Consider the following 18,814-nt stretch of genomic DNA (forward strand, 5'->3'; position numbering starts at 1 on the left):
TCCTGGCATAGTCGTGCCATGCGTGCGGAACGGCTCCTCCGGCTGCTGCTGCGGCTGCAGAGCGGCGGCCGCGCAACGGTCGGCGAACTGGCCCGGCACCTCGAGGTCTCGCCGCGCACGGTCCAACGTGATCTTGATGCGCTGAGTCTGGCCGGCGTCCCGGTGTACGCGACCCGGGGCCGGGGCGGCGGCTGGGCGCTGCTGCCCGACTACCGGACCCGGCTCACCGGCCTCACCCCGGCCGAGGTGATGTCCGTGTTCGTCGGCGCCACCGCGCACGTCCTCGCCGATCTCGGACTGGACGCGTCCAGCGACCGGGCCATGATCAAACTGATCGCCGCGCTGCCCGAGGGCACCCGCCGGGAGGCGGAGTTCGCCCGGCAGCGCCTGCTCGTCGATCACGCGGGCTGGGACGACCGGCGGGAGGTGCCGCCGTGGCTCGACCTGTGCCGGGAGGCGATCTGGGCCGAGCGGCGGATCATGATCGGTTACCGGGACCGGAAGCGGCCGTTCCCCGTCGAGCCGCTCGGGCTGGTCGCCAAGGCCCGTACCTGGTATCTGGTCGCGGCCCGGACCGACGGAGCACTCCGGACGTTCCGGATCAGCCGCCTGACCTCGGCCAGCCCGACCGCCGATTCCTTCACCCGGCCGCGCGATTTCGATCTTGCTGCCTACTGGTCCGAGACCCAGCGACGCTTCGCGGCAACCCTGCCGTCCTACCCGATCCGGCTGCGGGTGCGTGACCACGTGCTGCCGCGGTTCCGGCCGACCGCACCGGTGCGCTCCGACGGCGATGGCTGGTCCGTCGTCGAGGCCGATCTGGAGAACCCCGACGAGGCCTGTTCGACCGTGCTGTCGCTCGCCGGCGACGCCGTCGTCCTCGCGCCCGCGGAACTGTTGATCATGGTCCGAGACGCCGCACGCCGGATCCTCGGAACGGCGTAGTGGGCAAGAAAAGACCCGCCCTCGCGTGGAGAGGCGGGTTGATGAGACGACAATAGCACGCGCCCATGGCTGATCGACAACTACCAGCTCGCGGGCTTCGAGATCCCGGCAACCGGGTCCGGCAGCTGGCTTTGCTGAAGGTCGACCGGTCTCAGCCGCCTCCACCAGTGTCCTCCGACTCCGTCGGTCGGTTGGCCCTTCAGCGCGCCGGCCAGTGGTCTCGGTCCGGGGTTGATGACTCCGGTCGGTACGTGGTCGCGAGCAACCTGGATCGGCAGACCGAGATCCGAATCATTGGACACGACAATGGCCGCGTCAACCCGACTCTGCAGCACATCGGCGAGCAGGTGCGTCGCCACGTTGACGTCTGAGCCCTTCTCCTCGCGCTTCCGTACGGTGGCGAACAGGACCCCGAGGTTGTTGCGGCGAACCGAGAGCCCCGGCGTCCAGGAGAGTCGGCCTTGTGGATCCAGCATCACCGTCGGAGCTCTGGTGCCCGCGGGCTCGACCGTCATCACGGATTCCTTGGCCCAGGACGAGTAGTAGCCCTCTTCGATGGTGTCAACGGAGCCACTGCGGCGGAGGGCTTCCAGATAGAAATCCTGTCGTTGGGTCTGGCCCGGATCACTCGGGTCGTTCACCCGCGCTGTGCAATAGACGACGCGGTCCACGACCGCACCACCCCAGGATGCATACCGCCTGGCCAGGGCGCGGAGGTCGAGCCATTTCCATCCGGGCACGCTGCCGAGCTGGGCTACCGCGCCGTAATAGAGGTTGAACCCGTCGACATAGAAACCGACTCGCACAGCGTCACGCTAACGCAGTGCCGACCAGGCCCGGATGAGTTTCGACGTGCGGATCGAACTCGCCTCCGCGGCGAGGTCAGCGCCGCGGGCCGTCCTGGCGTCCGGCGACCCGGGGGAACAGCCAGATCGCGAAGCCGACCAGCACGGCGCCGGCGATCAGGGGCAGCACCGGCAGGGCCAGTTGCAGGGTGCCGACCCAGCGGCCGGCCAGCCCGAACGCCTGGACGGCGGCCTGGATCACCAGCCAGCGCAGCAGCAGGGGGCGCAGGGTCGAGGCCTCGAACCGGGCCGACCAGCCGGCCGAGCCGAGCAGGCAGGACAGGGCCACCAGTAGATGGACGACGGCGGTGGCGACGAACCCGGCCGGCGCCCACGGATCCGGCTGCACCAGGACGCCGAGCCCGATCAGGGCGGTGTACAGGGCGACGGCGACGCCGCCCGGCCGGATCAGCCAGAGCAGCAGGGCCGCCGAGGTCAGCACCAGCAGCGGGATAGCCGGCCAGAGCAGCAGCAGGCAGGCGGCGCCGAGGGCGAAGCCGACCAGCCGGAGCGCCCAGCCGGGGACCGGATGGCGTACGTCGACGTGGACCAGCGGCAGCGGCCGCTGCGACTCGGGCCGGTTGATCCGCAGCGCCCAGAGCAGCCGGATCCCGCGCTCCCGCCACGGCTCCAGCCGGCCGCGGGCGGATCGGGTCAGCCGGGTCCGGACCCGCCCGCCGACGGTTCCGCTACTCATCGGCGCCGCCTGAGCCGGCTCATCGCGGTCAGCGCCGCGTCGGCCGGTACGGACTCGCCGCCCAGCTCGGCGCCGGCCGGCCGCGGGTCCCAGCGGATGAGTTCGATCCCGGTCCGGGCCAGGCCGCGGAACCGCAGCACCCGCTCCAGCATGATCATCCGGTACGCGGTCCGGCCGCGGTCGCTCAGATCCCGGGTCACCGGGCGGGGGAGTACGTCGACCGCGACCACCCGGTGCCCGGTCCGGTGCCAGTCGATCGCGATCCGGGCCACGTCGTCGTCGAGGAAGGTCGAGCAGAGCACGATCATCGAGCCGGACGGCAGCCGCGGCACCCGTTCCCGGCGGCCGGGCTCGCCGAGCGGCGCGGCCAGGGCCAGGTGCAGGGCGAGCCGGCGGGCCTGGTGCTGGCCGCCGGCCGGCCGGACCGGGCGCTGCATCCGGCCCAGGTCCTCCAGCCCGACCCGGTCGCCGCCGCCCAGGTAGCGGTCGGCGATCGACAGGGCGGCGACCCGGGCGATGTCGAGCGAGGTGGCCTGGTCCTCCCGGACCTCGGTCGCGTCGCCCCAGCTGCTCACCACCGGGCCGATCTCGTCCCGCGAGTCCAGCACCAGCATCACGCAGGCGTCGGCGGTGGCGTAGGTCCGGCGGACGTACAGCTCCGCGAGCTGGCTCATGCCCTGGCCGCCGGTCCGGTCGGCGGCGCGCCGGGCGGTCACCCGCCAGTCGATCCGGCGCAGCCGGTCGCCCGGGGCGAACGGCCGGACGTCGTGCAGCTCGCCGCCGTCGCCGGCCCGGCGCCAGCTGTGCGGCCCGGTCAGACCCTGCAGCCGGAACGGCAGCGGCACCAGGGACAGTCGTTGCAGCCCGGGCAGTACGGTGATCGCGACCGGCCCGGTCTGCTGCGGCTCGGTCCGGGTCACGCCGGCGGTGCCGGCCTCGTACCACTCCACCCAGAACAGGTCGCGCCGCCCGGTCCGTACCGTCTCCATGGAGATGCCGACCCCATGATCACGATCTTCGAGCCGGGTCGCATCCAGGACGGCCTCCCGCGGCCGGTGGCCCGGCGCGTTCACCCGGACCATGATCAACTCGCCGGCCGGTTCCATGATCATCCGGGCCGGGATGACGCCCGGTGCCGGTTGTTGATCATCGGCCCGCAGGTCCAGCCGGCCGGGTGCGGCGGGCCGGCCGAGCCAGCCCCAGAGCACGAACAGCACCACCGGCAGCGCGAACGTGACCACGTCCGGCCGGCCGGCGAGCAGCGCGAACATGATCAAACCCACGGCCACCGGGAGGCTCAGCCCGGCCGCAAGGCTGAGCCGTGGCGGCAGCGTCTGCTCCGGGCGTGCTCGCTCGCGCGCGGGCGGGTCGTCGCGGGAGAGTACGGTCATCGGCCGGCCGGCTGGGCGGCAGCCCCGCGCAGGCTCGGCGGCGCGGCGACCTGGCCGAGCAGGGTCTTGATCACGTCGCCGGCCTGCAGCCCGGTCGCCCAGGCCTGCGGGTTCAGGGTCAGCCGGTGGGCCAGGGCGCTGACCGCGATCTCCTTGACGTCCTCTGGGGTGACGTACCCGCGCCCGTCGAGCACCGCGATGCCGCGGGCGACCAGCATCAGGGCCAGCGACCCGCGCGGCGAGCAGCCGACCTCGACGCCCGGGTGGGTCCGGGTGGCGGAGGCCAGGTCGACGCAGTAGCGGACCACGTCGCGGTCCAGCTCGACCCGCTCGGTCCCGGCCTGCATGGCCAGCACGGTGGCGGCGTCGACGACCGGCCGGACCGGCGCCTCCTCGCGGCGCCGCTCCAGCCGCCGGAGCAGGACGTCGATCTCGGCGTCGGGGTCCGGGTAGCCGACCGCGAGCCGGACCATGAAGCGGTCCAGCTGCGCCTCAGGCAGGGGATAGGTGCCCTCGTACTCGACCGGGTTGGAGGTGGCCATGACATGGAACGGCGGCTGCAGCCGGTGGCTGACGCCCTCGACGGTGACCTGCCGCTCCGCCATCGCCTCGAGCAGCGCCGACTGGGTCTTGGGCGCGGTCCGGTTGATCTCGTCGGCCAGCAGCAGGCCGGCGAACACCGGTCCCGGCCGGAACTCGAACGCCGACGCCGCCGGGTCGAACACGTACGACCCCGTGATGTCGGCCGGCAGCAGGTCCGGCGTGCACTGGAGCCGGCGGAACTCCAGCCCGAGCGCGGTGGCCAGGCTCCGGGCGGCGAGCGTCTTGCCCAGCCCGGGTACGTCCTCGAACAGCACGTGCCCGCCGGCGAGCACCGCGGCCAGCGCCGTCCGCAGGGCGGTCCGCATGCCGACGACGACGGTCCCCACCTCCTCCAGGACCTGTTCGCCCAGCCGTGCGACGTCGGCGACGTCCAACGCCCGGTCGGCCACTGCGTCGTTGATCCCTGTGCTGTCGTTCAACTCTGCGCTCCTTTGTCCTGCGGTACGGCCAGCAGTTGCTCCAACCGGTTCAGCACGCCGACGAACTCGTCGTAGTGCGGCCGGTCCGCCTCCAGCGTTCGATAGGCCCGTTCGCCGAGCAGCGCGCGGCAGCGCTCCTGGTCCTCGTCCCGGGTCAGGTCCAGACCGTGTTCGGCCAATGTTTCCGCCGCGAGGGTACGGAGCCGGCGGCCGGACCGGGCGTCCACCTGCGAGGCGTGGCCCTGCAGCGTCCAGGACAGCCGGGCCACCTCCCGCCGGGCGCCGCGGTCCCGGCCGCGGTCGTTCGGCTCCGGCCAGCCGGCGTTGTCGCCGAACTCGGTGAACAGCCGGAACGACCCGAAGAGGGCGACCGCGATCACGATCAGCAGACACTTCAGCGGATCCAGCCCGACCAGCCAGGCCCCGCCGCCGAGGATCGCCGCGACGACCAGGCTGCCGAGCGCCGTGGTCCGCAGTTCGGCCCGGTTCACCGGTCGGACTCCCGGCTCTCGTCGGCCGGCGCGCTCGGGCTGCCCGGGCTGCCGCCGCGGCTGATCCGGTCCACCGCCACGTCGGCGGCCGACCAGTGCTCGGCCAGGGCGAACAAGGCCTGCTTCGCGTGCCGGACGTCCTCCGCGGTGGCCGGCGCCGAGCCGAACCGGGCGGCCAGGTAGAGCCGGAGCAGTCGCTGCACCGGCTCCGGCGGCGCCGGCGTCCGGTCCAGGACGTCGACGGTGAACTCGGTCGGCGTCTCGGACTGCTCCCGCGGCACCCCGGACGCCTCGGCGGCCTCCTCCAGCGCCAGCCAGGCCCGGATGATCGCGTCGTTCGGGTCGGCGATCCGGTCCAGCAGCCGGGCCGCGGCGGCGGCGCCGCGGCGCAGCACCGGCAGTTCCGGCTCGGCCTGGACCTGGGCCAGTCCGGCCCCGATCGGCACCGGCTCGTCCTCCAGATCGGGCCGCATGGCCCGGAACCGGCGCCAGATCAGCCAGGCGACGAAGCCGAGCGCCGCGACACCGGCGAGGATGGCGAGGGTGAGCAGCACGTTGTTCAGCCAGCTCAGGTCGGGCGGCGGTTGCCGCTCCGACGGCGGCGGAGTCGCGCTGGCGAACGGGTTGCTGATCGGCTGCGGCGGCCGCGACATCGGCGCCGGGGTGCCGAAGATCAGGCCCCACCGGTCGACCACCGTCCACGGTCCGCCGACCCCGGCCGCGATCAGCGCCATCAGGCCGACGACGCCGGCCAGCACCAGCACCGCTCCCGCTGATCCAGACTTCCGTCGCACGGGTGATCACCCCCTCGTGGCGTGCTCCTCAACCTATCCTCTCGTCCCGCCGCCACGCGGGTAGAGTCGCCCCCGTGATCGAGCCCCACCACCAAGAGGTCGAGGTGGCGGGCTGTCGTACCGACTGCTTCACGTATGCGGAGGGGGTCCCCGGCGGCCCCGTGATGATCTTGGTGCACGGCTTCCGCGGTGATCATCACGGTCTCGCCCGGATCGCGGAGGAGCTGGCCGCCGCCGGAGGTCCGTACCGGATCGTGGCGCCGGACCTGCCCGGCTTCGGCAGCTCCGAACCGTTCCCGGACCGGCCGCACGACCTGTCCGCGTACGCATCCTGGCTGACCGGCTTCACCACCGCGGTGGCCGGCGGCCGTCCGGTGATCATGGTCGGCCACTCGTTCGGGTCGATCGTCGTCTCGGCCGCGCTGGCCGGCGGGCTGGCGGCCGAACGGGCCGTCCTGATCAACCCGATCGGGGCGCCGGCCCTGAGCGGTCCGCGCGGGTTCCTCAGCCGGCTGGCGGTCGGCTACTACTGGCTCGGCGCGAAGCTGCCGGCACCGATCGGCCTGCCGCTGCTGCGCAGCCGGGCGATCACCCGGCTGCTCAGCGAGGTGATGGCCAAGACCAAGGACCCCGAGCTGCGCCGCTGGATCCATGATCAACACCGGCAGTACTTCGGTGCCTTCGCCGACCGCGACGTCGTGCTGGAGTCGTTCCGGGCGTCGGTGTCGTCGGACGTCAGCCAGTTCGCCGCGGAACTCGATCTCCCGGTGCTGCTGATCGCCGGCGAGGTCGACGACATCACCGAGGTGGACCGGCAGCGGGTCCTGGCCGACCGGTTCCCGCGGGCGGAGCTGGTCGTGGCGGAGGGGGTCGGACACCTCATCCACTACGAGGCGCCGGCCCTGGCCGCCGAGGCGATCGGCGCCTTCGCGGGTCATACCCATGGCGTAGCCGGCCCTGAGTCCTGATCCCGCTCCAGTAGGGCTACCCCTACCGCAAGATCGGTAGACAGCCTGATGGAGATGCCGGGCGCCAACTGCGAGGGTTGAGCCGTGCCAAACCCAGGTGTGCCAAACCGTGATCGGCGCCCCGGCTCTGCGAGGTTGGGTCGTGAGCCACGGATCGTTAGTGTCGGGGCCGTGAGTGCTACCACATTGCCCGGTGCGCGGGTGGGTGTGGCGCCGACTGCGCGCCACGTTCCTGTGCTACGCATTGGCCCTGTGGAACGGTTTGGCCCGGTCAGTCGGGTGATCCCTGTGGGACGGACAGGCTCTGCGGAACGAGTTGGCGAACCGTCGTGACGCAGAACAGTCTGTTGACGCTCCTTGCGGTCGGCATCGCCGTGTGCGACGCCGCCTGCTTCGCCTTCGGCGCCATCCTGCAGCACGACGCGGTCCGGCGCACCATCTCGACGCCCTCGGGCCAGAACGCCAGCCTGGGGCTGCGGGGCATGCTCGCCCTGCTCCGGCAGCGGCGCTGGCTGGCCGGTCTGGCCCTGATCGCGCTCGGTGCCGGCCTGCACGTGGTCGCGCTGGTGCTCGCGCCGGTCTCGGTGGTCCAGCCGATCGGCGTCCTCGGGGTGCCGCTCGCCGTGATCGTCGCCGCCCGCCGCGGTCACGAGCACGCGACCCGGGGCGTGGTGGCCGGGATCGCCATCTCCGTCGTCGGTACGGCAGCGTTCGTCTGGCTCACTGCGGGCAAGGCGACGTCGGTGCCGCTGACCGGGGAAACCCTGGTCCTGGCCGGGATCCTGGTCGGCCTGCTGGTCGGCGCCGCGATCATGGTCGCGAAGGTGAACCAGGGCTGGGTCCGGGCGCTCGCCTGCGCCTTCGGCGGAGCGGCGGCGTTCGGCCTGGTCGCGGCGGGGATGCGGGCTCTGTCGCAACTCATCGCCGGTGATTTCAGCCGGATCACCCAGCCGGTCGTCATCGGCACGCTGCTCGGCATCATCGCCGCGGCCGCGATCGGCGGCACCCTGGTGCAGCAGGCCTACACGGTCGGCTCGCCCGAGGTGGTGCTCGCCTGCGTCACGGTGACGGACCCGTTCGTCGCCGTACTGATCGGCCTGATGCTGCTCGGCGAGGGCAAGCACATGGATCCGCTGACCGGGTTCGGGATGGCCGCAGCGGCCGTGGTCGCCACGGTCGGCGTGTTCGTCCTGGCCCGGCACCATCCGGACGCCCAGAAGCAGAAGGACAGCGACACCGACCGCGACGCAGGAATCAGCGGTCCCCGCGGGGAACTCGGCACCGGACAACCGGACGCCGCCACCGAACTGAACATGGGCGGTCAGTCGATCGCCGTGCCGTCGCCCGATCCGGACGACACCGACCCGAAGAGGACACTCGATGAAAATCCTGCTTGGCGCTGACACCTATCCGCCCAACGTCAACGGTGCCTCCACCTTCACCCACTCGCTGGCGAACGGCCTCGCGGCCCGTGGCCACGAGGTCCACGTGGTGTGCCCGTCGGTCGACGGCCCGCCCACCACCCGTGTCGTCGGCGGTGTGACCGAGCACCGGATCCGGTCCTACCGCTACCCGCTGCACGACAGCCTCCGGATCTGCACGCCCTGGCAGGCACTGCCGGCCATCGACCGGCTGATCCGGGAGCTCCAGCCGGAGGTCGTGCACTCGCAGTCGCACATGCTGGTCGGCCGCGGCGTGCTCCGGTCGGCCGCGCGGCAGGGCGTCCCCGCGATCGCGACCAACCACTTCATGCCGGGCAACGTGCTGGGCTACCTGCCGCTGCCGAAGGCGCTGTACGGCCCCGTGTCGCGCTGGTGCTGGAACGACCTCGGCCGGGTGTTCGGCCGGGCCGACGCCGTCACCGCGCCGACCCCGCTCGCGGTCCAGGTGATGCAGGACAACACCACGATCACCGGCGCCCAGGCGATCTCCTGCGGCATCGAGACCGACAAGTACTGGCGGGCCACGCAGGCCGCCGCCGCGCCGATGACGCCGACCATCCTGTTCGTCGGCCGGCTGGACGCCGAGAAGCACGTCGACCAGCTGATCAAGGCCGTGGCCCGGTTCCCGCTGGACCGGCCGGTGCGGCTGGAGATCGTCGGCAACGGCGACCGGCGGGCCTCGCTGGAGGCGCTGGCGGGCCGGCTCGGGCTCGGCGATCGGGTCAAGTTCCTCGGCTTCGTGGACGACGACGAACTGCTCCGGGCGTACGGCCGGGCCTCGGTGTTCTGCATGCCCGGCGTCTCGGAGCTGCAGAGCATCGTCACCCTGGAGGCGTTGGCGGCCGGCAAGCCGGTGGTCGCCGCCGACGCGGTCGCGCTGCCGCACCTGGTGCACCCGGGCGAGAACGGCTGGCTGTTCACGCCCGGCAACATCGACGAGCTGTCCGACCGGCTGCTCAGCCTGATCGCCGACCCGGCGCTGCGCCGCCGGATGGGCGCGGCCAGCCGCAAGATCGTCGAGCGGCACAGCATCGCGGCCACCCTGGACGCGTACGAGGGGCTCTACCGGCAGATCCAGCCGTCCGGCCGGCTGGTCTCGCTCAAGAAGCACCGCCGGTTCTCCCGCCGCGCCGCCTGATCCTGCGCGCGCCCTGAGCCTGGCGCAGGGCAAAGGTGGACCTCTGCGGTCCCGGCGGCCCGGAAGGGGTACGTTGCTCCCGTTCCCGGCACCGATCCGGGAGAGGGAGGAACGACGATGACTGCAGCACAGGAGGCCCCGACGGGCACGCTGCGGGTCAAGCGAGGCATGGCCGAGATGCTCAAGGGCGGCGTGATCATGGACGTGGTCACCGCCGAGCAGGCCAAGATCGCCGAGGACGCCGGAGCCGTGGCCGTGATGGCGCTCGAGCGCGTACCCGCCGACATCAGGTCGCAGGGCGGGGTGGCGCGGATGAGCGACCCGGACCTGATCGACGGCATCATCGAGGCCGTCTCGATCCCGGTGATGGCGAAGGCCCGGATCGGGCACTTCGTCGAGGCGCAGGTGCTCCAGGCGCTCGGCGTCGACTACGTCGACGAGTCCGAGGTGCTGACCCCGGCCGACTACGCGCACCACATCGACAAGTGGCAGTTCACCGTGCCGTTCGTCTGTGGCGCGACCAACCTGGGCGAGGCGCTGCGCCGAATCACCGAGGGCGCCGCCATGATCAGGTCGAAGGGCGAGGCTGGCACCGGCGACGTGTCCAACGCGACCACCCACATGCGCCAGATCCGTGACGAGCTGCGCCGGCTGCAGAGCCTGCCGGCCGACGAGTTGTACGTCGCGGCCAAGGAGCTCCAGGCGCCGTACGACCTGGTCGCCGAGGTGGCCCGGACCGGCAAGCTGCCGGTCGTCCTGTTCACGGCCGGCGGCATCGCGACCCCCGCGGACGCGGCGATGATGATGCAGCTGGGCGCCGAGGGCGTCTTCGTCGGCTCCGGCATCTTCAAGTCCGGCAACCCGGCCCAGCGCGCCGCCGCGATCGTCAAGGCGACCACCTTCTACGACGACCCGGACGTGCTCGCGAAGGTGTCCCGCGGCCTCGGCGAGGCGATGGTCGGGATCAACGTGGAAGAGGTGCCGGAGCCGCACCGGCTGGCCGAACGCGGCTGGTAGCGGGTGGGCGTGCTCGGGGTAGCGTCGGCGCGTGCTGCTGCCTGACTCGTCGGTGCCCGGGGCGGACCTGCCGGTCCGGTCGGTGCTGCCGGCCACGGTCGAGGCGGTGCGTTCGCACGGTGCCGCGGTGCTGGTGGCGCCGCCCGGATCGGGGAAGACCTCGCTGCTGCCGCTGGCCCTGGCCGACGCGCTCGAGGGTACGGTCATCGTCGCCGAGCCGCGCAGGATGGCGACCCGCGCGGCCGCGACTCGGCTGGCGGCACTGGTCGGCGAACCGCTGGGGCAGCGGATCGGTTACGCGATGCGTGGGGAACGCAGCGGCGGCCGAGGGTTGCGCGTCGAGGTGGTGACGACCGGGCTCCTGGTCCGGCGGCTGCAGCAGAACCCGGACCTGCCGGGTGTCGCCGCCATCGTGATCGACGAGTGTCACGAGCGGCACCTCGATGCCGATCTGCTGCTCGCGTTCTGCGTCGACATCCGGGCGAATCTTCGTGAGGACCTGGCGCTCGTGGCGACCTCGGCCACGGCCGACACGGTCAGGCTGAGTCGCGTCCTCGGCGCTGAGGTTCCGGCGCCCGTGATCACCGCGTCCGCTGCGCTGTTCGATGTGGGGATCGAGTGGGCCCCGCCGCCGATCCCCGTTCCGCTGCTTCCGGGTGGGCGGGTCGACCCGCGGCTGTTGGATCACGTCGCGGCGGTCGTCCGGCGCGCGGCTGCCGAGAACGACGGCGACCTCCTCGTGTTCGTACCGGGGGAGGCCGAGATCAACGGGGTGGCCCGCCGGCTGGCCGGGGAGAACGTCCTGCCGTTGTTCGGTCGCCAGTCGAGGGCCGACCAGGACCGCGCGCTGGCGCCGGCCGCCACGCGCCGGATCGTGGTCACGACGTCGGTGGCGGAGAGTTCGCTGACGGTGCCCGGGGTCAGGGTCGTGGTCGATTCGGGGCTGGCCCGGGAGCCGCGGACCGATCAGTCCCGCGGTCTCGGTGCGCTGGTCACCTGCCGGGTCTCGAGATCGGCGGCCGACCAGCGGGCGGGCCGAGCCGGGCGGGAGGCGCCGGGCCGGGTCTATCGGTGCTGGTCGGCCGCGGATCACGCGCATCTCGATGATCATGCGGCGCCGGAGATCGCGATCGCCGACCTGGCCGCCTTCGCCCTCGACCTCGCGGCGTGGGGTGCGCCGGCCGGTGACGGTCTGACCTTGATCGAGGCGCCGCCGGCGGTGGCGATGACCGCGGCCACGGAACTGCTGCGCCGCCTTGATGCCGTCGACGACCGCGGCCGGATCACCGAGCGGGGACGGCGGATGGCGGCGATCGGCGTACATCCCCGGTTGGCCCGGGCCCTGCTGGACGGGACGCCGCGGGTCGGCGCGGAACGGGCCCGGGAGATCGTCGCGATGCTCTCGGACGACTCCGGCCGGGATTTCGGCGATGATCTTCCGGCCCGCTGGCGAGCCCTCCGCCGTGGCGTCGATCGTGGGGCGACGGCCCGTTGGCGGGAAGAGACGAAACGCCTCGGCCGCGGCGGCCCGGTCGGTGGGCCGGCGCGTGACGTACCGGACGATCTTGGGGTGGGGATCGTGGTCGGGTTGGCCTATCCGGATCGGATCGCGCGGATCCGGGGCGCCGAATCGACGACGTACCAGATGGCCGGCGGTACGGGTGCCGCGCTCGACCCGGAGTCACCGTTGCGGACCTCACCCTGGCTGGCGATTGCGGTCGCCGACCGCCCACCCGGTCGCGCCGACGCCAGGATCCGGGCCGCGGCGCCGGTCGATGAGCAGACCGCGCGGGACATCGCCGGCGACCTCGTCACGACGACCGACCGGATCCGCTGGGACGACGGCCGGATCGTGACCCGGCGCGTTGAAGCACTCGGCGCGATCGTGCTCAACGACCTCCCGCTGGCCAACCCCGACCCGCTGCTCGTCCAGGCGGCCGTCCGCGACGGGATTCGGGCCAATGGCCTGTCGGTCCTGCGCTGGTCGGACGCCGCACTCGCCCTGCGGGAACGGCTCGCGTTCTGCCGGGCCCACCTCGGGGACCCCTGGCCCGCGGTCGACGACGACGCACTCCTGGCCGGCCTCGACGACTGGCTGGGTCCCGAACTCGCCTCGGTCCGAGGCGCGGGCGATCTGGCCCGGATCGACGTGACCTCGGCGCTCCGGCGACTGCTGCCCTGGCCCGCGGCGGCCCGGTTCGGCGAACTCGCGCCGGAACGGCTCCGGGTCCCCTCGGGCTCCGAGGTGCGACTCAGCTACGACGGCGTCGAGCCGCCGGTCCTCGCCGTGAAGCTGCAGGAGGTGTTCGGCTGGACCGCCACGCCGACCGTCGCGGACGGGCGCGTCCCCGTCGTGCTGCATCTGCTGTCGCCCGCCCGGCGCCCGGTCGCGATCACGAGCGACCTCGGTTCCTTCTGGGAGCAGGGCTATCGCCAGGTCCGAGCCGAGCTGCGGGCCCGCTACCCGCGCCACCCGTGGCCGGAGGATCCGCTCACCGCCGTCCCGACCAAGCGGCCGAAACCCCGACAGTGAGGGAATGATCATGCTCGACCGACCTGAGATCGTGTGCATCTGCGGTTCGACCAGGTTCGTGGCTGAGCTGCGTGCGGCGAACCGTGAGCTGACCTTCGCGGGCGCCATCGTCGTCGCGCCGGGCGAAGCGGGTGAGTTGATCACCGACGAGCAGAAGGCCGGGCTGGACGCCCTCCACCTGCGCAAGATCGACCTGGCCGACCGGGTGCTGGTCGTCAACCCCGGCGGATACGTCGGCGAGTCCACGAGCAGGGAGATCGCGTACGCCCGGGCCAACGGCAAGCCCGTCTCGTTCACCGATCCCGCCTGATCCGTACCTGGCCGTCCGGAGCTCGATCCGACGAGGGTGCAGGGCGTACTGTCAGGGCATCCCTCGCGGGGCGGATAGGTCCTAGTGTCGTTGTCGACAGCACCGGGCAGCCACGGACGAAGGAAATGATCATGCACACCAGAACACTCGGCCAGGGACTCGAGGTCTCGGCGATCGGGCTCGGCGCGATGGGCATGTCCCAGAGCTACGGCCCGAACCCCGGCGACCGCGACGAGATGATCATGGTGCTGCGGTCGGCGGTCGAGCACGGTGTCACGTTCTACGACACGGCTGAGGTGTACGGGCCGTACGTCAACGAGGAGCTGGTCGGCGAGGCCCTCGAACCGATCCGGGACCGGGTGGTGATCGCGACCAAGTTCGGCTGGGACATCCGGGACGGCGCGATGGCCGGCCTGGACAGCCGCCCCGAGCAGATCCGTCGGGTGGCCGAGGCGTCGCTGAAGCGGCTCCGGACCGACGTGATCGACCTGTTCTATCAGCACCGGGTCGACCCGGCCGTACCGATCGAGGACGTCGCGGGCACCGTCGGCGAGTTGATCACCGAGGGCAAGGTCAAGCACTTCGGGCTCTCCGAGGCTTCGGCCGCCACGATCCGCGCCGCGCACGCCGTCCATCCCGTCGCGGCGGTGCAGAGCGAGTACTCCCTGTGGACGCGGGATCCCGAGGCCGAGGTGCTGCCGACGCTGGCGGAACTCGGCATCGGGTTCGTACCGTTCAGCCCGCTCGGCAAGGGCTTCCTGACCGGCACCGTCGACACCTCCACCACGTTCAGCGAGGGCGACATCCGGCACCGCGTGCCGCGCTTCGAGGCGGAGAACCTCGCCGCGAACCAGGCGCTCGTCGACCAGGTCAAGGTGCTCGCCGAAGCGAAGGGCGCGACACCGGGACAGATCGCACTGGCCTGGCTGCTGGCCCAGCAGCCGTGGATCGTGCCGATCCCCGGTACCCGGCGCACCGCGCGGGTGCAGGAGAACGCCGCGGCCGCACAGGTCGCGCTGTCCGCCGACGAACGGGCCGATCTGGACGGGCTTGCCCAGCGGGTCGGCGTGCGCGGCAACCGCTACAACCCGGCTGGGATGGCCATGGTCAACCGTTGAGGGTTTGGGACTTCTCCGACATGCGGCGGTGATGCCCGAGGGTTCGATGCAGTGCTCGATCCGCGCGAACCACGAAGCCTCGGCCCGCTCGTCCGACGAGAATCGCGCGGCCGCGCTATGGTGTAGCTACACCCCCAGGTGGCTTCGGCCCCTGGTTAGAGGGCCCCACTACGGTGGGGCCCTCGGAATTTGTAGCCCATTTCGCAGGGCGATGGATCGTTCCCCGCGCGTCATCCAGTTCATCCGGGAGTTGGCATGCCGCCAGGTCTGTGGGCGTGATCTGCCGGTGCCAGGCTGGACCGGTCTGCTTCAGTTCGTTGCTGGCGCGCTTCGGCTCCACCGGAGACAGAAGACCGACCTGGCGATGGAGTTCTTCCTTGACGAGGCGCATGGGCATGACGAGGTCGGAGTCGTTCGTACACACGACGTAGATGTCGGCGATGCCCTTCATCGCGTCGATGAGCAGGCGGCTGGCCAACGCGACATCGGAGCCCTTCTCCTCGGTCTTCTTGACCTTCACACGCTTCGGTGCACCATCGGCATCCAGAACCGTCGGATGCAGCGGCATCACCCGAGGATCGATGCGGAACTTGCCCCGATAGATCTTGGTTCGGGGCAAGGTGTCAAGAGCCCGAAGATAGGCCTGTTGGCGCTGCGGCGATCGGAGATCCTTGCCGGGAAGCGCCTTGATGATCGCAGTGAAGTACGAGATCGACGTGACCCGATAATCGGGAAGCACCCGCTCCGCAAGTGCCTCAAGATCGAGCCACTTGTGTTGCGGATGGCCTTCCAACAGCCGCCGATAGAGGTTGAAGCCGTCGACGTATAACGATGCGGTGGGTCTCGTGTCGGCATCGTCCACGGAGTTCATGCTTGCACCGACCTCTGACACCTGCACGGGCCTGGGGAACGGGCGAAAGTCGACCTGAGCCCGCTTGTAGCCATGATCGACAAACCCTGCGGCAGCTTGAACTGACTGTGTCGGAGTCCGGCTGAGATCTCGGGCCGGGGCCGTGTCAGGGGCATGTCAGGTGGGTGACAGGCGGCGCTTCGATAGTCGTACCCATGAGAACTTCGACGACCGCGGCGACCGGCCTGCGGAACACGACAGACGGCGGCAGGTTCCTGGCCGTCTCGGGGCTGCAGAAGAGCTACGGCACAGGGGTTGTCACGCCGGTGCTGCGCGGCACCGACCTCGAGCTCGAACGCCATCGGATCGGGGTCATTCTCGGTCCGTCCGGTTCCGGGAAGTCGACGCTGATGAACATCATCGGCGGGATCGACCGGGCCGACGGCGGGACGGTGGAGGTGGACGGCGAGCGGCTCTCCGACTTCACCGATGATCAACTACTCGAGTACCGCCGGACGAGTGTCGGCTTCATCTTCCAGTTCTACAACCTGGTGCCGAACCTCACCGCGGGTGAGAACGTCGAGGTGGTCTCGAACCTCAGCGAGAAGCCGCTGAAGACCGACGAGGTGCTCGCCGCAGTCGGGCTGGGCGACAAGAAGAACCGGTTCCCGCGCGAGCTCTCCGGCGGTGAGCAGCAGCGGGTCGCGATCGCCCGGGCGATCGTGAAGAGCCCGCAGTTGCTGCTCTGCGACGAGCCGACCGGGGCGCTCGATCTGGAGACCTCGCTCGGGGTGCTCGCGCTGTTGCAGCGGGTCAACGCCGAGTTCGGTACGACGATCCTGATGATCACCCACAATGCCGCGATCGCCGACATGGCGCACTCCGTCTACCGGATGCGCGACGGCCAGGTCGAAGAAGTCACGCACCATGATCAGCCGGTGCCCGCGGAACGGATCCAGTGGTGAGCGCGCTCAACCGCCGGATCGGGCGGATGCTGCGCGAGCACCTGGGCCGCTACGTCGGCATCGCCGTCCTGGTCCTGCTGGGCAGCTTCTATTTCACCGCCGCCACCGGGGTGGCCGGCAGCATGGAGCGGATGGTGGTCGGGTTCGCCGACCGGAATCAGCAGGAGGACCTGACCTTCAGCACCGACCGGCCCCTCGACATCGACGCTTGGGAGGGTACGGCCGGCGCGACCATCGAGGCCGCGCTGCGACACGACGTCCGGCTGCCCGAGGGGGAGCTTCGGCTGCTCAGCCCCGGCACCAAGATCAATCTGGCCCAGGTGACCTCTGGCCGCGCCCTCACCGATCCGGGCGACCTGCTCGTCGATCCGCACTTCCTGCAGACCCAGGGGCTGAAGCTCGGTGATCAACTGACCCTCGACGGCAGGAGCTTCACCGTCGTCGGCACGGTGGCGGTGCCGAACTACGTGTATCCGCTGAAGGGGCTCTACGACGTCCTGCCGACCGCCGGGTTCGGCGTCGGCGTGGCGGCGCAGGCTGACATCGAGGTGCTTCCGTCGGCGACCGAGGCGACCACGACGTACAGCGTGCGTTTCCATGATCGCGATCAGCTCGAGGCACAGACGACCGCGCTGCGGAATCAGCTGGCCGATGACGGTTTCCGCCTCCGGGAGTGGATCGAAGCCGAGCACAACCAGCGGATCAACATGCCGTGGGGAAACATCTCGAGCATGCAGTCGATGAGCTTCCCGGTGGCGATCGCCTTCTTCGCCCTCGGCTGCGTGATCGTCGGCGTGATGATCACCCGTACCGTCAAGGCGGACAGCGTCATCGCCGGCAGCCTGTACGCCCTCGGCTACCGCCGGAGCGAGCTGACCCGGCACTACCTGGCCGTTCCGGTGCTGGTCACCCTGGCCGGCAGCCTGGCCGGGACGCTGCTGGCGCTGCCCGCCGTCGGGCCGGTGGTCGGCAGCATGCTGGCCTCGTACAACCTGCCGGACACCGGGCTGCAGTTCGCGCCGCACAACCTGGCGATCTCGGTGCTCGCGCCGGTGATCTTGATCGGTACGGCGAGCGCGCTGTCGATCCGCCGGATCCTCCGCAAGCCCGCCGCCGAGCTGATGAAGGGCGGCGAGAAGTCCGGCAAGGTGTCGGCCCTGGAGCGGGCGCTCCGGCTGGACCGGTTCCGGTTCGCCACCGCCTTCCGGATCCGCGAACAGGTGCGGAGCATCCCGCGACTGCTGTTCCTGGTGCTCGGCGTGGCCGCCGCCTCGATGGTCATGCTGTTCGGGCTGACGTACAGCCACTCGATGGACGTCGTCACCGAGCGCGGTGCGCTGACCCGGTACAACTACAAGATCGAATACAACTTCACCGAGGTGCAGAACCTGAAGGACGCACCGGTCCCGGCCGGCGCTGAGCCGTACAACACGATCCGGGTGCATCCGGAAGGGCGCGAGGCCGTCGGGTTCTACCTGACCGGGATGCTGCCGGATTCGGTCGGCATGAAGCTGAACGACACCCGCGGCTCTCCGCTGCCGCGGAACCAGGTCAACATCACCGAGCCGCTGGCGACCCGGCTGAAGCTCGGGGTGGGCGACACCCTCACGATCGTCAGCAAGCTGGACGGCGCCCGCTACAGCCTGCGGATCGACGGCATCGTTCAGGCCTACGGTGAGCAGTTCGTCACGATGCCGCTGGCGGAGTTCAACCAGCTGACCGGCCAGCCGGCGGGGAGCTATCGCACGGTGCTGGCCAGCCAGGAGATGGATTTCGACGAGTCGAAGCTCTCCGGCATGCTGGACACTCGCGATCCCGGCGCCTTCGAGCAGATCGGCACACCGACCTCGTTGATCATGGGATCGGTGTCGGCGCTCGCCGTGCTGATCGCGGTCGTGATCTTGTTCCTCGTCACGTCCTTGATCATCGAGGAGAGCCACGGGACCGTGGCGCTGTTCAAGGTGCTCGGCTATCGCCGCCGCGAACTCGCCGGATTGATCTTGAACAGTGCGACCCCGGCGGTGATCGTCGGGATCCTGCTCGGCTTCCCCGCCATGCTCGCGTTCGCGAACCTGCTCTTCGGGATCGTCGCCGACACGCTCAACATGCTGATCCCGATGACGGTGAACCCGTGGCACGTCGTGATCAGCTTCGCGACGATCTTCGTGGTGTACGAGATCACCAAGCGGCTGTCCGGGCGCAAACTCGGCAAGATCGCCATGAGCGACGCGCTCAAGGGGGCCGAATGAGCCCAGCGGACTGGTTGTGACTCAGATCACTGTTGAGGT

Annotated in this window: 17 protein-coding genes; 10 read left to right on the forward strand and 7 right to left on the reverse strand. The window is 70.9% G+C overall.

Annotation, left to right across the window (positions count from 1 at the left end; genetic code table 11):
- The first annotated feature begins 18 nt into the window (after positions 1-18).
- Positions 19-945 carry a helix-turn-helix transcriptional regulator gene (locus ACFQU4_RS21710; protein WP_377495833.1) on the forward strand — a complete coding sequence of 309 codons (927 nt, stop codon included), beginning with the start codon at positions 19-21 and terminating at the stop codon, positions 943-945.
- An 80-nt stretch (positions 946-1,025) separates the two neighbouring features.
- Here the strand turns inward: ACFQU4_RS21710 and ACFQU4_RS21715 are convergent, their stop codons facing one another.
- From ACFQU4_RS21715 to ACFQU4_RS21740, 6 genes are all read right to left on the reverse strand, one after another.
- Positions 1,026-1,751, reverse strand: a complete 726-nt coding sequence (locus ACFQU4_RS21715; RefSeq protein ID WP_377495835.1) for an NYN domain-containing protein — start codon at positions 1,749-1,751, stop codon at positions 1,026-1,028.
- A gap of 76 nt (positions 1,752-1,827) precedes the next feature.
- Positions 1,828-2,487 (reverse strand): hypothetical protein, encoded by a 660-nt coding sequence (locus ACFQU4_RS21720; protein ID WP_377495837.1) that lies wholly within the window; start codon positions 2,485-2,487, stop codon positions 1,828-1,830.
- Positions 2,484-3,878: a DUF58 domain-containing protein gene (locus tag ACFQU4_RS21725; RefSeq protein WP_377495839.1), complete on the reverse strand. Its 1,395-nt coding sequence runs from the start codon at positions 3,876-3,878 to the stop codon at positions 2,484-2,486. Before ACFQU4_RS21725 ends, ACFQU4_RS21720 begins: the two co-directional genes overlap by 4 nt.
- Positions 3,875-4,900: an AAA family ATPase gene (locus tag ACFQU4_RS21730; protein ID WP_377495841.1), complete on the reverse strand. Its 1,026-nt coding sequence runs from the start codon at positions 4,898-4,900 to the stop codon at positions 3,875-3,877. The genes ACFQU4_RS21725 and ACFQU4_RS21730 overlap by 4 nt, the downstream gene beginning before the upstream one ends.
- Entirely contained in the window at positions 4,897-5,391 is a 495-nt protein-coding gene (locus ACFQU4_RS21735; RefSeq protein ID WP_377495843.1) for a hypothetical protein, read from the reverse strand. Before ACFQU4_RS21735 ends, ACFQU4_RS21730 begins: the two co-directional genes overlap by 4 nt.
- Complete coding sequence (locus tag ACFQU4_RS21740; RefSeq protein ID WP_377495845.1) at positions 5,388-6,185, reverse strand: DUF4129 domain-containing protein; 798 nt, start codon at positions 6,183-6,185, stop codon at positions 5,388-5,390. The genes ACFQU4_RS21735 and ACFQU4_RS21740 overlap by 4 nt, the downstream gene beginning before the upstream one ends.
- A gap of 74 nt (positions 6,186-6,259) precedes the next feature.
- Here ACFQU4_RS21740 and ACFQU4_RS21745 point away from each other — a divergent pair, with 74 nt between their 5' ends.
- From ACFQU4_RS21745 to ACFQU4_RS21775, 7 genes are all read left to right on the forward strand, one after another.
- Complete coding sequence (locus ACFQU4_RS21745; protein ID WP_377495847.1) at positions 6,260-7,153, forward strand: alpha/beta fold hydrolase; 894 nt, start codon at positions 6,260-6,262, stop codon at positions 7,151-7,153.
- Positions 7,154-7,482: 329 nt separating this feature from the next.
- On the forward strand, positions 7,483-8,556 hold the full coding sequence (locus ACFQU4_RS21750; RefSeq protein WP_377495849.1) for a hypothetical protein: 1,074 nt from the start codon (positions 7,483-7,485) through the stop codon (positions 8,554-8,556).
- Positions 8,534-9,733 carry a glycosyltransferase gene (locus ACFQU4_RS21755; RefSeq protein WP_377495851.1) on the forward strand — a complete coding sequence of 400 codons (1,200 nt, stop codon included), beginning with the start codon at positions 8,534-8,536 and terminating at the stop codon, positions 9,731-9,733. Before ACFQU4_RS21750 ends, ACFQU4_RS21755 begins: the two co-directional genes overlap by 23 nt.
- 117 nt (positions 9,734-9,850) lie before the next feature.
- A complete protein-coding gene (pdxS, locus tag ACFQU4_RS21760; protein ID WP_377495853.1) occupies positions 9,851-10,750 on the forward strand; it encodes a pyridoxal 5'-phosphate synthase lyase subunit PdxS in 900 nt (299 codons plus the stop codon).
- Positions 10,751-10,781: 31 nt separating this feature from the next.
- Positions 10,782-13,283 (forward strand): ATP-dependent helicase HrpB, encoded by a 2,502-nt coding sequence (hrpB, locus tag ACFQU4_RS21765; RefSeq protein ID WP_377495855.1) that lies wholly within the window; start codon positions 10,782-10,784, stop codon positions 13,281-13,283.
- 4 nt (positions 13,284-13,287) lie between these two features.
- Complete coding sequence (locus ACFQU4_RS21770) at positions 13,288-13,593, forward strand: hypothetical protein (RefSeq protein ID WP_377495857.1); 306 nt, start codon at positions 13,288-13,290, stop codon at positions 13,591-13,593.
- Positions 13,594-13,724: 131 nt separating this feature from the next.
- Entirely contained in the window at positions 13,725-14,711 is a 987-nt protein-coding gene (locus tag ACFQU4_RS21775) for an aldo/keto reductase (RefSeq protein ID WP_377495859.1), read from the forward strand.
- A gap of 115 nt (positions 14,712-14,826) precedes the next feature.
- On the opposite strand, the gene ACFQU4_RS21780 is transcribed toward ACFQU4_RS21775, so the two are convergent.
- Positions 14,827-15,573, reverse strand: a complete 747-nt coding sequence (locus tag ACFQU4_RS21780) for an NYN domain-containing protein (protein WP_377495861.1) — start codon at positions 15,571-15,573, stop codon at positions 14,827-14,829.
- A gap of 203 nt (positions 15,574-15,776) precedes the next feature.
- Here ACFQU4_RS21780 and ACFQU4_RS21785 point away from each other — a divergent pair, with 203 nt between their 5' ends.
- Together ACFQU4_RS21785 and ACFQU4_RS21790 are read left to right on the forward strand one after the other, a co-directional pair.
- Positions 15,777-16,526: an ABC transporter ATP-binding protein gene (locus ACFQU4_RS21785; RefSeq protein WP_377495863.1), complete on the forward strand. Its 750-nt coding sequence runs from the start codon at positions 15,777-15,779 to the stop codon at positions 16,524-16,526.
- Positions 16,523-18,775, forward strand: a complete 2,253-nt coding sequence (locus ACFQU4_RS21790) for an ABC transporter permease (RefSeq protein WP_377495865.1) — start codon at positions 16,523-16,525, stop codon at positions 18,773-18,775. The genes ACFQU4_RS21785 and ACFQU4_RS21790 overlap by 4 nt, the downstream gene beginning before the upstream one ends.
- The last annotated feature ends 39 nt before the right edge of the window (positions 18,776-18,814 follow it).

The organism is Microlunatus sp. GCM10028923 (genome assembly GCF_042666975.1).
Classification (GTDB): Bacteria; Actinomycetota; Actinomycetes; order Propionibacteriales; family Propionibacteriaceae; genus Microlunatus.